Below are 11,890 nucleotides of genomic sequence, written 5' to 3'. Positions count from 1 at the left end.
TTATTCGTTGGTCTAGAGCGGTGCCCTGGTCAGTCATTCAGGGTTAGCTTTCTAAATTCAGTTATCTAAGGTCAGCAAATGCACAAGCCGAGCCGCCGCTCTGGCGGTACGGCTGTCGATATCCAGGCTGGGGTTGAGCTCTGCCAAGTCCGCCAGACGAAGCTTGCCGCTGTCACGCACTGCTTCAATCAGCGGCTCAATCAAGGCAAGCGAAACACCGCGTGCGGCAGACGCACTGACGCCGGGGGCTTCGGCAGCAGGCAGTACATCCAGGTCAATGGTCAGATAAATGTGGTCGCACTTGGCGATGAAGCGCTGTACGTCTCTGACGATAGAATCAAGACGTAGCGCATCAATCTCGCGGTCTTCCCGAACCAATGTTCCGAGCGCGGCGGCGCGGGTAAATAAGGCGCGCGTATTAGCAGCGCGGCTTACCCCCAGGCAGGCGTAGCGAAACGACCAACCCCACTCTTGGCACTTATCGGCAATCTGGGCGAAGGGTGTGCCTGAGGAGCGAATATGCGCTGGATCGCGCAAATCAAAGTGCGCGTCCAGGTTTATGATGCCAATCCGCGGTGGTGCCGTTTTTGGCATACAAGACTGCGCCAGACCAAGCCAGCTGGCATAGGCCACTTCATGCCCGCCACCCAGCACAATGGGCAGATGGCCAGCGGTTAATAATGACGTCAGACGGTCAGCAAGCGTCTGTTGCGCTGCCTCTAACCCATCATCAACACAGCGCACATTGCCGGCATCGTAAGCAGGCGCTGTGCGATGCCAAGCCAACGGCGCCAGCGCACGGCGTAACGCATTAGGGCCTTCAGCAGCGCCGGTGCGGCCCTGATTGCGCGCAACACCTGCATCACTTTCGAAGCCCAGCAATACACACCCCGGCACGGCGTTACTGGCTAACGGCTCAATACGCTGGTGCCAACGGTCACTATCGGGTTCAGGATCCGTGCGCCCCTGCCAGAGCGACATATCAATAGGCGTATCAGCGGCCATGGGTTAACTCCCCCTGATAGACGCGCTGCCGTAGGCGTCCTGGCTGCACCGCGTACGCCAATTCAGCAGGTGTCTCAATATCCCAGACACACAAATCAGCCACCGCGCCTTCGTGAAGCTGCCCCTGCCCTTTCAACCCTAGCGCGGCAGCACCATTGGCAGTCATACCCGCCAACGCTTCCTGGGGCGTCATTCGAAACAGCGTACAAGCCAGGTTGAGCATTAACGTGGGCATAAATATCGGCGAGCTGCCTGGGTTGGCGTCGGTAGCAACAGCCATCGGCACGCCCGCTTCGCGCAGCCCCGCAATGGGCGGTTGCTGCGTTTCACGCAGGGTGTGGAAAGCACCGGGAAGAATGACAGCCACGCTGCCTGCCTCGCGCATGGCAGCAATACCGGCGTCGTCGAGATACTCAATGTGGTCAGCGGACAATGCGCAGTGGCGGGCTGCCATCGCAGCGCCCCCCAAATTTGAGAGTTGCTCGGCATGTGCTTTGATAGGTAAACCATGAGCTTGGGCGGCTTTGAAAACCCGCTCACACTGCGCTACTGAAAAGGCGATTTTTTCACAAAAGACATCGACGGCATCGGCCAGCCCCTCCGCCGCTGCGGCAGGAATCATTTCATTGCAGACCAGCTCGATATAGCCGTCGCTATCGTTCTGATACTCCGGCGGCAAGGCATGGGCACCTAACAGTGTCGTCAACACGCGTACTGGCAACTCTTCACCTAGACGCCGGGCCACCCGCAGCATTTTCAGTTCATTAGCCACGTCTAACCCATAGCCCGACTTGATCTCGACCGTAGTGACGCCTTCCTCAACCAGCGCTTTAAGACGTGGCAAGGCGGCATTGAAGAGCGTTTGTTCACTCGCTTCCCGCGTCGCCAAAACGGTACTCAGAATGCCCCCGCCACGGCGGGCAATGTCTTCATAACTGGCACCTTCCAAACGCGCCTCGAACTCGTCCGCGCGGGCGCCGCCAAACACCAAATGGGTATGGCAATCCACCAGGCCGGGCGTCATGACGCCGCCCCGCCCCATATCATGGCAACCATCCGCCTGTGACTCATCGAAGCCATCCATGGGCGTCATGGTGACAACACGTTCACCTTGAGTAATGACGGCCATAGGCTCCGGCAACGTTTTCTGACCATCGAAGACACTGATATCGCGCCAAATGTAGCGTCGTTTGTTATTAGCCATGGAGGTCTCCTTGGAGCAAACATAATGTATATACAATTAAGCCCACCCGCTAATCCTTCGTCAAGCAGTGCAACAACAAAACAAGCGCTAACAAAAGCCTAATAAAAAATTATAAAAACGGACAAAAATAATAAATATCAATAGATTAATAATGACAAAAGAATCGAATAAGGCGCACACAGCGACTAACAACTTAGACTAATGTCTATTTTTAAAGCGCTATACGTAAATGCCACATAGGGGTAGCTTATTGTATATACATGATAAGAAACCAAGGTCATAGCGATGACAACCAAACAACGAGAGGCGACCCCATGCACCCCGTAGACCCGCCCACTAAGCAGCGAACCAACGCTGCCACCATCTTTAAACTGTTTGTGCCTAGCGCTCTGGGCATCCTGATCTTTTTTGTTCCCATCGAGATAGCGGGGCGGCGTACTATCCTGCTCGATCATATGGTCACAGGACTGCGTTCGTTGATGGGTGAATACAGCGGCATCTATGCTTTAGCCATGATCGTGGCGGGTGCCGCCTACCCACTGTTCAAAGGCTATTGGCGGCGAACACTGACCGAAAGCATTTTCACAGTGCTGAAAATCATTGGCATCGTTGTTGCCGTAATGGCGTTAACGGGTTGGGGACCTGCGTTTCTGCACGAACCGGATATGCTGCCCTTCCTGTTCGAGAAACTGGTGATTCCGGTAGGTTTGATCGTACCAATCGGTGCTATTTTCCTGGCACTGTTGATCAGCTATGGGTTGCTGGAATTGATTGGCGTACTGGTTCAGCCGGTAATGCGGCCCATTTGGCGAACCCCAGGGCGCTCGGCAATCGATGCCGTTGCTTCTTTTGTAGGTAGTTACTCGATCGGGCTATTGATTACCAATCGGGTTTATCAAGCGGGACAGTATTCAGCCCGGGAAGCCGCCATCATTGCCACTGGTTTTTCCACGGTGTCGGCAACGTTCATGATCATCGTGGCCCGTACGCTAGATCTGATGAGCATTTGGAATTTGTACTTTTGGCTCACCCTGTTGATTACGTTCATCGTCACGGCTATCACAGTGCGGCTGCCGCCTCTGGCAAACATGGATGACTACAAGAGTGACGGAGAACCGGAGCCAGTACCGGGGAAGCGTTTGAGCACGGCCTGGCAAGCAGGTACGGAGATTGCAGCCAAAGCGCCCAGTCTTCACCGCAGCGTAGCGCTCAACTTTAAAGAAGGGTTGATAATGGCCATCAGCATCCTACCGTCGATCATGTCGGTAGGCCTGCTCGGGCTTCTCATCGCCAAATACACGCCTTTATTTGACTGGTTGGGATGGCTGTTTTACCCCTTTGTCGCCATCTGGGGGCTAGATGACGCTGCGGCGCTAGCGCAGGCATCTGCTTCTGGACTGGCGGAAATGTTCTTACCGGCCCTACTGATGGCCGAAGCTGAATTCGTCGCCCGTTTCGCAGCTGGCGTGGTGTCAGTCTCTGCCGTGCTATTCTTTTCTGCTTCCATCCCCTGCATTCTTTCTACCAGCATTCCGCTTTCCGTAGGCCGCATGTTGATCGTGTGGTTCATTCGCGTGGCCTTGAGCTTGTTACTCGCGATACCCGCGGGCTACTTGGTGCAGTCACTGACCAGTTGAATCCCAGTATTAACGAGATGCCACGAGGTCGAACAAACCGGCCTCGCTGGGCTCTTGCTTTGCTTCAATTTAAGCGCTTTTTCTTTGCAGGGAGGAGCGTAATTTATAGCGGTCTCCAGGGTGGATCAGGCGCGCATAGCTAATCAAGTGCTCTTCAGACCAAGTACGCCGCACCATGCTCAAGCAAGGCGTCTGGGTATCGATGCTTAGCCATTTTGCAGTCTGCTCATCCACCAGCACCGCCTCAACGATGTGCTCCATATCCGTCATAGGACAGGCGGCGACCAGCACCTCGTTAGGCGTATGGCGTGAAAAATCGGTGTCAAGATAATCAGGCACCCAGCGTGGGTTAACGTAGCGGTTCTCAAGCTGAATCGGAATGTCATTCTCATAGTGCACCAACAGGGTATGAAAAACCCGACTCCCAAGCCTCACGCCTAACCGCAGAGCAACTTCATCGTCTGCTTCAATCGCCTCTTGGGTGATTACTTTATTGCTGTATCGATGCCCACGCGAAAGCACTTCTTCGGCAATGTTGTATACCTCCACCAAAGAGGACTCAACCTTACGGTCGGTAACGAAGGTGCCGACACCGGGTTGACGCACGAGGTACCCTTGCTGCACTAAATCTCTAATGGCTTTATTGGCCGTCATTCGGCTCACGCCAAAGTCTTTCGCCAGCCGCTCTTCCGTAGGTATCTGATGATTCAGTTGCCAATCACCGCACTGAATCTTATCCAACAGATGTTGGCGGATCTGCTGGTAGAGAGGAGGACTAGTCATGAAACTCCTTTGAAATTAAGACCGTTTGTCTATACAGCTATCTTACTAGCCTTGGTTAACAAAGCACACTGCCGCCAGGTCAACGCCATTGACCAATCATGTGTGTAGCGCAAACGCCACCCACGGCTGCTTGTGCTGCATCACAATGAAGCTGGTGCACTTCGCTAGCCTGTACGTGTTCTCGCGGTCTGGAGGAGATCGTTGATAGCTTCGAGTCATTCATTTATTTTGAATGGGGAAAAAGCACATTATCTAGCGCGTCTGAACCTTTTCAGCTTTTACGCCAAATAATAAAAAGCGACCTGAACAAAGCTCAGATCGCTATCTCCATCATTTAGCATGAATAACCAAAACCTTTGGACATGTGGAGCTTGTACCAACCTCACTCACCTTTTTGCTGGCTTGCCTCCAGGTGGCGCAACTCCCGATCAAGCTGACTCATTGCAGCCTCTAGCTGACGCTTCACCTCGCTGAGGTTTCTATAATCGCTGTTCGGCATGGTTTCCTTCTCCTCATACCCCACCCTTTCGAGTGCTTTTTCTCGACCATCTAGCTCAACCGTGCGGAGCAGCCTGGCGACTATCTCAGCATTCATGGATCGATGGTTAGTGTCGGCAGCCTCTTTCAACCAGTCCCGTAACTCGGGCGGCATACGGAGTTTGTACTGTGTGTGGGTATCGTGAGTTGTCATTTCTTAATGATGAACCAGACCGGTTCTTTACAGCAATGGCACCCATCGGGTACCATACTGGACCCATTGGGTCCTTTTGACAAATCCAGTAGGTTACACAATTCAAAAGACAGCTTGAGACAGAGTTAAAACCACGGTTTTAGAGCAAAGCTCAGAACATGTGCTTCGCCTGAAATGGCTAGTGAGTCAGGTGGAACGAGAAGTGAAACAGCTTAAGGAAAAAAGCTATGCATAATGCCAGCTATATTCACGACCTAGAAAACATGTGTGAATTAATTCAAAACGGAATGTCTACCGACGAAGAGGCGGTATACCTAACCTTATCCATTTCACATATAGCCATTAGCTTTTCCCCAATGGACAATAAATCCACCTCAGAAAAAGAAGTAGAAGAAAAAATCAAAAATATTGATCAAGCAATGGCGTTGATTTCGAAAGCTTACAACGTGCTTGATAATTATCCAGAGTTACAGTTGCAACTAGGAAAGCTAAACAGTCTTTTCAAAGTCTTATTAATACAACAGCTAAGTTGTGGTATAAAAATTAACGGCTTAGCGCGTATGGGTAAGCACAGCAGACATGCTGCTAACCTACCACTCGGAGGTCACATACAAGACAACACCGTAAAACTGGAAAATACCACGGAATCGATTTGCTACATCACTGGCGACTTGAGACCTAAGGAATAATTTTCTGTTACTACCTCCCTGAGTCATATGGGGTTGTCGTTGCCATTAGCCGAAGGAGGTCAGCGAAAAAAGGTAAGCTCCAGCCCCCCTCAAGCTCTGGCATGCAGCTAGCCGCAACTCCACAGGCCAACATCCATTCAAGCAATAGATCCCCTCCCCTGATTCAATGAACCGGTCAACATCACACCTAAAGCTGGTAAACCCCCGCCGACCGAGAACTACCGTATCAAATGCATCGGCAAAGGCTTGCCTGATCTTGGGTAAAAACTTTTGTCTTGCATAAGCAAAAAAGCCGCCACGGGAGCAGCGACTTTCAATTAAAAATAAAAACACCATAAAATCATCATTTTCTATTACTACAATAAATATCACTCAAACACGGACTAGCTTCAGCAAAGGTTCAAAGGAATACATTGCTGGCCGCCGTCCTGATGCTTCTTCGACTGTACGTATAATGTCATTATCTAGCATAATCCTAGTAAATCTTGCAGCAGTAGCAGCCGGAATACCGCTTTGTGAAGTAAATTTATTATTACGAAAAACAGGATTCGTGAACACAAAATCTAGAGCAGTGACGCTCCATTTTGAAGACAACAGCTCAGCAAATAAAATCTTCATTTCTTCATATAAATTCCTTATATTTTCAGCAATAGTTAAATTTCTTATTGCCTGTTGCTCTACCGCTTCTAAAAAGAACGAGCACCATTCATCCCAATCCCCTGTCTCTGATACTCGCCTCATCGTATCAATGTACTCATCCTTATTTTCTTCAAAATATCCACTGATATAAAAGTGAGGTGCTGAAATAGTTCCGTATTTCCATAACATTAACGTTATCAACATCCTCCCAATTCTTCCATTACCGTCCTTAAACGGATGTAAGGCCTCAAACTCTATGTGCGTCAATGCTGCTTTAACGAGAGAGGGGCTGGGGTCTTCATTGATATACTTGAACAAAACATCTAAACCATCCTGCAGTCGCTCTGGACTAACGGGAATAAAAAGTATTTTCTTTTTATTCCTATCAGCCAAGTAATTTTGCTCAACCTTAAACTCTCCTGGTGACTTTGATGCTCCTCTACCAAATGATAAAAGACGCTGATGTATCCCTTTAAGCAATGATTGAGAAACTGGATACCCATCATTCAGTGCTTTTTGGGCGGCTTTTAATGCCCTCTGATAAAGTATTGTTTCAATAACCTCAGATCTTACACTTGATGTATTAGCTGTCTCATTTTCATGATCAGCCTCATATTGCAAGATCTCATCCATCGTACTAACAGTACCCTCCATCCTAGAAGAGATAACTGCTTCTTGATTTCTTAAAGGGGCAAGTAATATTTCACTATTATGCATATTTTTCAGCATTTGATCATAGCGTGCAACTGCGTCAGTCGCTTTTATAAGCTTGTCCACAAACCTACTATAATCTATTTTTCGAGGTGGAAATTTATCGTAGTGATAATTCACAGCTTCGTCTAAATTTAAATCCATATCACTTGCCTCTCAAATTCACACTTTTTTTAACGCCAAACATAGTACATCATATTTATCAATTTTTGAGAGTCAACATTTTTCAATAACTCTATGCATTACAGCTTATGAGGCACAGCTTAGATTAGAATCTCACTTTTAGAATCTTATGAGATTGTAGCTATTTTGACGTGCATCTGCGCAAACCTACGACGCTAGCTTCTCACTTTTAGAAAATTATGAGACTGTAACTATCTTGACGTGCATCTGTGCAAACCTACGACGCTAGCTTCTCACTTTTAGAAAATTATGAGACTGTAACTATCTTGACGTGCATCTGTGCAAACCTACGACGCTAGCTTCTCACTTTTTGCAGATTATGAGACTGTAACTATCTTGACGTGTATCTGTGCAAGCCTATGACGCTAGCTTCTCACATTTAGACACTTATGAGACTGTAGCTATCTTGACGTGCATCTGTGCAAGCCTACGACGCTAGCTTCTCACTTTTAGAAACTTATGAGGCTGTAGCTATACTGACGTGTAACTGCGCAAACCTACGGAACTAGCTGAATTTTTAAGCTTCTAGAGACAGTAGACTTTTTATTTATCAAGCATTACGCCCGGCGAATCCGCTGAAAGCACCAATAGAGGACTGCATCAAAAATAACGGAATATTGCTGCTTACGTTTATCATCCTGCTTCTGCTCGACAGGGACGATACCTTGGGATGCTATCTTATCTGCCCGCTTCTCTCGCGCTTGAGCAAGGCTCACCTCGGGATAAAAATACCCTGGCTGATCATGTTGCGCTTGCCATTGGGACGTGTGTAGCGCAAACGCCATCCACGACTGCCATTGGTTGAGATCCTAAGTTCTAATCCCATGCCATCTGAGAGGGTAATAATTTTCGTGCCGGGCTTAGTTGCGTTTATTTGTCGGATAGTTAGCGCCATGGAGGTATACCGAGTATTTCCGAATGGAGGCATATACCGGAATGTATACCACTTGGCAGCGGGATTTGGAAGGAACTGCGAGGAACAACGAGGTGCTAAAAAACCATGTATTTCAGAGTATTGTACTCTTTTTTAGGCCTTCTCAGGACGTCTCAAGAATGGCCGTTGGCGTCCCTGGCAGGAGTCGAACCTGCGACCTGCCGCTTAGGAGGCGGCTGCTCTATCCTACTGAGCTACAGGGACTAACGTCGTCCAAACTTGCGGGCGCGTAGTATAACGCGTCAGCTTAGGCAGGGCCAACCGAGTTGCGCTATTCAACTCTATATCCAGCCGAGTAAACGCAGCGCAAAGACGCCCAGCGTAACGGTAATGCTCGCCATCAGAGTGGTAATGGCGATGATATTGGCGGCCAGAGCCACATTGCCGCCTATTGCTTTGACCATTACAAAACTTGCGGCAGCGGTGGGGCTGGCAAAGAACAGAAACAGTAAGCCCAGCTGTTCGCCGGAAAAGCCCACCAACCAGGCCGCCACGGTGGAGAGCACCGGTAGTGTTACCATCTTCATCAAGCTAGCGCCAAGTGCCACTTGGCTGCTGTCACGCATGCTCGACACGGAGAGCGTCGCACCAATACAAATCAGCGCCAACGGTAGTGTTAACGAGGCAAAATAGTTTCCTGAGGTAATCACCCAACTGGGCAGTGGGATCGACAGCGCGGTAAAGGGTAATGCTGCAAATACGGAAATAATGAGTGGGTTTTTCGCTACATGTTTGAGCAGGCTGCGCCAATCGGTGGATTGACCAGGTTGGTAAAATGCCAGCACGATGACCGAAAGCGCGTTATACATCACGATGACCACGCCCAGCAAAAGACTGCCCGCTGACAGGCCATAGTTACCGTACATGCCCGCCGCTAGCGCCAAACCCACTATCCCACAATTGCCGCGAAACGCGCCTTGAACGTAAATACCACGATCCTGAGGTGCTACACGGTAGCGCGCCCAGCCCCAACTGAATAAAAACTGCCCCAGCGTTGCCACAGCAAAAAACAGCATCAGCGAAACGTCCAGCGCAACGCTTAGGTCAGCTTTAATCAAACTAAGGAAGATCAGCGTGGGGAGTGTTGCTTTGAATACCAGCGCAGAAGCGGTCGAGACGAAGGCACTATCAATCCATTTCAAGCGCTTAAGGCCCAGGCCTACAAACACCATCGCAAAGACAGGCAGCGTGACATCCAGCGTGCGGGCAAACAGTTCAAGTAGGTTCACAACAGTATCTCAGTCAGCCTTGATTTTAAAAACTGGCTTCTAACGACAAGTTCAGCATCTGCTTATACTCTACTGCTGGACATGTTTTGTCGACTGCTAAGCACGCCAAGCCGCTGCACAGGCTTAGAGTGCTTTTATGAGAAACTATTTGGGCGAATCGAAAAGCGCCATTACGTCATCGTTATTGTGAGGCATATTGACAACTACCCCATCGCGTCCCATCCCTTTGGCTTTGTAACTACCGGCATCGGCCCGTGCCAGAACGTCAGACACATTAGAATCCTCTTCATCAAAGGTGGTAACGCCAATACTGAGTGTAACCATGTACTCTTTGCCTTCATGGGTAACAGAGATTTCCCCTACCGACTGACGCAGGGATTCAGCGATTCTCCTTGCCTGAGCCAGGGTGCAGCTGGGGAGCAGCACACCAAACTCATCTCCCCCTTGGCGCGCCACATGGTCGCTACGGCGGACTTCCCAGGCAACCACCTGAGCAATGCGGCGCAACATCTCATCGCCTAGAGCATGGCCACCTTCATCATTGATGGGTTTGAAGTGATCCAAATCAAACAACAAAAGAGCTGAAGGCGTGCTGGTTTTTTGGAAATCGGCAAAGGCTTCTTCTAGGCGGCGCTCAAAGCCTCTGCGATTCAACAGGCCGGTTAACGGATCATGTTCTGCTTCCCAGCGCTGTATGGCTTCCTGCTCCCGGCGCTCAGTAATATCCTTAACTACGCCCACTAAACCAAGAGTCTGTCCATCTTGAGAAAGCGTGACTACCCGAGCATGTATATCTAGCCAAAGAAGTTCGTTATCGCTGCGCAAAAAACGCAGTTGGCGAACAAAATCACTACCGGTGCGCAGGCTATGTAGCCACATGTCTTTAGCTCCATCACGATCAGACATGTGGATCTGCTTAAGCCAAGACTCCATAGGCGAGCCTGGAAAGATGCCCAGCATCTCTAGTAGCGCAGGGTTCATGTAAGTAATGTCACCTTTAATATTAGCGACAAACATACCCTGCGGCGCTGCATTCAGTACCGAGTCAAGAAACGCCTCGCGCTCTTGAAGATTGTCTAACAACAGCTGCCGTTCATCTTCCACTCGGTTAAAGGTGCTCGCCACCTGCTGTAGCTCTTGCATCTTGGTAGCCAAACTGACGCTCTCACGGTGCCCTAAACCCACCTCGCCAATCTGCTTCTCCAAATGCCTCAAAGGTGTAAGCACTCGGCCCAACATCCACCACAGCAAAGGGAACATAAGTAAAACAAGTACAACCCATGCCCACCAAAGCTGCCTGATAAAATCAGCTAGGGGAAGTTGTACTTGGGAAATAGGCATGTAAAGGCCAACGACCCAGCCAGCAGGCCAAATCTGCGCATAAGATTGTAGCCCCATTTCCCCACTCACAAGCCGACCTACGGCATCACCTTCCCAGCCATCCAGCGCCAAGTCCAACCATGGGTTAAATGACTCACTGGGCACAGAAGCATTAATTAATGAATTTTCAGGATGGTATAAGACCTTACCCGAAGCAGTAGCAACACCAGCATAGCCTTTTTCGCCCAAGCGCACTTTAGCTAAACGGCTAAATATCCCTCCTGAATCCAAGCTAAGGATACCTCCAATAAAACCGTCAAACTCGCCTTGCTCAGTAAAGCGTGGCACGCCCACTAGCACCATTGGCATGCCGCTCGCACGACCGACAAAGGGCTCGCTAACATAGGGTCGGCGAATACCACGAAGCATATGAAAATACTCAAGCTCAGAGGTGTCGAGCCCTACGCGACCAACGATTGCAGGCCAATCAGCAATAATCTCTCCATCGCTGTCGGCAACCACAATCCCCTCAAACCAAGCTAGTAGGCTATCGTTCTGCTGCAGTTGATAGCTGATCCAACTCGCATCCTCGGTGGCGCCGATCATTTCGTTTAAGCGCTCTAATGCTTGGAAGCGCATCTCGATTTGTTGGGTTACCTCATCAGCAAGTAGAGTGGCTTCATAACGCAAGTGCGACATATTAGCCTCTTGCACCATAGTCTTTCCGACTTGCCACGCCATCCCCAGCACCAATGCGATCAGCAACAGCAAAGTAAAGGAGAGCCCCAGCAAAAGGCGCCCCTTTAAGGAACTGAAAGCAAATAGATTTTTTAGCAGATAGGCAAAGCGCACCGATTATCCTTTT

At 49.7% G+C, this 11,890-nt stretch carries 10 protein-coding genes and 1 tRNA gene; 2 read left to right on the top strand and 9 right to left on the bottom strand.

All coding sequences use genetic code 11. The annotated features are described in order from the left end of the window. Positions 1 to 57 precede the first annotated feature (57 nt). A complete protein-coding gene (gene hutG, locus ACW17M_RS02525; protein ID WP_009288317.1) occupies positions 58 to 1,005 on the bottom strand; it encodes a formimidoylglutamase in 948 nt (315 codons plus the stop codon). After that, the gene (hutI, locus tag ACW17M_RS02520; RefSeq protein WP_457546877.1) at positions 995 to 2,209 is read right to left on the bottom strand and encodes an imidazolonepropionase; all 1,215 of its coding nucleotides are present in this window, start codon (positions 2,207 to 2,209) and stop codon (positions 995 to 997) included. The genes hutG and hutI overlap by 11 nt, the downstream gene beginning before the upstream one ends. A 314-nt stretch (positions 2,210 to 2,523) precedes the next feature. Here hutI and ACW17M_RS02515 point away from each other — a divergent pair, with 314 nt between their 5' ends. After that, positions 2,524 to 3,846 carry a YjiH family protein gene (locus ACW17M_RS02515; protein ID WP_457546876.1) on the top strand — a complete coding sequence of 441 codons (1,323 nt, stop codon included), beginning with the start codon at positions 2,524 to 2,526 and terminating at the stop codon, positions 3,844 to 3,846. A 69-nt stretch (positions 3,847 to 3,915) separates the two neighbouring features. Here ACW17M_RS02515 and hutC read toward each other — a convergent pair whose 3' ends face one another. Together hutC and ACW17M_RS02505 are read right to left on the bottom strand one after the other, a co-directional pair. After that, entirely contained in the window at positions 3,916 to 4,629 is a 714-nt protein-coding gene (hutC, locus tag ACW17M_RS02510; RefSeq protein ID WP_190373487.1) for a histidine utilization repressor, read from the bottom strand. A 382-nt stretch (positions 4,630 to 5,011) separates the two neighbouring features. Then, positions 5,012 to 5,320 carry an Arc family DNA-binding protein gene (locus ACW17M_RS02505; protein WP_035539112.1) on the bottom strand — a complete coding sequence of 103 codons (309 nt, stop codon included), beginning with the start codon at positions 5,318 to 5,320 and terminating at the stop codon, positions 5,012 to 5,014. A gap of 227 nt (positions 5,321 to 5,547) precedes the next feature. Between ACW17M_RS02505 and ACW17M_RS02500 the strand changes: the two genes are divergently transcribed. Continuing rightward, a complete protein-coding gene (locus ACW17M_RS02500; protein ID WP_161463518.1) occupies positions 5,548 to 6,009 on the top strand; it encodes a hypothetical protein in 462 nt (153 codons plus the stop codon). A gap of 372 nt (positions 6,010 to 6,381) precedes the next feature. Here the strand turns inward: ACW17M_RS02500 and ACW17M_RS02495 are convergent, their stop codons facing one another. From ACW17M_RS02495 to ACW17M_RS02475, 5 genes are all read right to left on the bottom strand, one after another. Beyond that, a complete protein-coding gene (locus ACW17M_RS02495; RefSeq protein WP_400672067.1) occupies positions 6,382 to 7,503 on the bottom strand; it encodes a Fic family protein in 1,122 nt (373 codons plus the stop codon). Positions 7,504 to 8,254: 751 nt separating this feature from the next. Continuing rightward, positions 8,255 to 8,437: an Arm DNA-binding domain-containing protein gene (locus ACW17M_RS02490; RefSeq protein WP_457546875.1), complete on the bottom strand. Its 183-nt coding sequence runs from the start codon at positions 8,435 to 8,437 to the stop codon at positions 8,255 to 8,257. Positions 8,438 to 8,603: 166 nt separating this feature from the next. After that, positions 8,604 to 8,680: transfer RNA gene (locus ACW17M_RS02485), tRNA-Arg, on the bottom strand. A gap of 77 nt (positions 8,681 to 8,757) precedes the next feature. Next, positions 8,758 to 9,705: an AEC family transporter gene (locus ACW17M_RS02480; RefSeq protein WP_009288312.1), complete on the bottom strand. Its 948-nt coding sequence runs from the start codon at positions 9,703 to 9,705 to the stop codon at positions 8,758 to 8,760. Between the two features lie 144 nt (positions 9,706 to 9,849). Then, positions 9,850 to 11,877 (bottom strand): diguanylate cyclase, encoded by a 2,028-nt coding sequence (locus ACW17M_RS02475; protein ID WP_457546874.1) that lies wholly within the window; start codon positions 11,875 to 11,877, stop codon positions 9,850 to 9,852. Between the last annotated feature and the right edge of the window lie 13 nt (positions 11,878 to 11,890).

It is taken from the genome of Vreelandella sp. 2A-K22, assembly GCF_054065485.1.
This window is presented reverse-complemented; position numbering and strand designations above follow the sequence as displayed.

Excerpts from the sequence above, each read along its gene's own strand:
- hutG (WP_009288317.1), bottom strand. The coding sequence starts at position 1,005 with ATGGCCGCTGATACGCCTATTGATATGTCGCTCTGGCAGGGGCGCACG.
- ACW17M_RS02495 (WP_400672067.1), bottom strand. The coding sequence starts at position 7,503 with ATGGATTTAAATTTAGACGAAGCTGTGAATTATCACTACGATAAATTT.
- ACW17M_RS02515 (WP_457546876.1), top strand. The coding sequence starts at position 2,524 with ATGCACCCCGTAGACCCGCCCACTAAGCAGCGAACCAACGCTGCCACC.
- ACW17M_RS02500 (WP_161463518.1), top strand. The coding sequence starts at position 5,548 with ATGCATAATGCCAGCTATATTCACGACCTAGAAAACATGTGTGAATTA.
- hutI (WP_457546877.1), bottom strand. The coding sequence starts at position 2,209 with ATGGCTAATAACAAACGACGCTACATTTGGCGCGATATCAGTGTCTTC.
- hutC (WP_190373487.1), bottom strand. The coding sequence starts at position 4,629 with ATGACTAGTCCTCCTCTCTACCAGCAGATCCGCCAACATCTGTTGGAT.
- ACW17M_RS02505 (WP_035539112.1), bottom strand. The coding sequence starts at position 5,320 with ATGACAACTCACGATACCCACACACAGTACAAACTCCGTATGCCGCCC.
- ACW17M_RS02490 (WP_457546875.1), bottom strand. The coding sequence starts at position 8,437 with ATGGCGCTAACTATCCGACAAATAAACGCAACTAAGCCCGGCACGAAA.